Annotated in this window: 1 protein-coding gene; it reads left to right on the top strand. The window is 42.2% G+C overall.

The features are described from left to right. Positions 1 to 277: hypothetical protein (locus J7R07_RS08105; protein ID WP_208436332.1), on the top strand; the 277-nt coding region annotated here is incomplete at both ends.

Below are 277 nucleotides of genomic sequence, written 5' to 3' on the forward strand. Positions count from 1 at the left end.
TCATCTGTTGTTCTTTACGATAAAACAGAAGGTGAAAATAGCACTACGGATTATACGAGTGTTACTTTTGGCAAAGGCAAAGATCGTGCTCCTGTAGGTCTTCATAATGTTGGGAATGGTCAGATTAGTGAGAGTTCACATGATGCGATCAATGGTTCTCAGCTTTATTTATTGGGTAATGGTTTGGCGCGGTCTTTAGGAGGTGGAGCTCAGTATGAGAATGGCGAATGGAAAGCCCCAAAGTTTAAGGTTCATGTAGTCAAGGAAGATGGCAGTG

Origin of the sequence: Bartonella phoceensis, from assembly GCF_902825145.1 — a bacterium.
GTDB classification, from domain to species: domain Bacteria; phylum Pseudomonadota; class Alphaproteobacteria; order Rhizobiales; family Rhizobiaceae; genus Bartonella; species Bartonella phoceensis.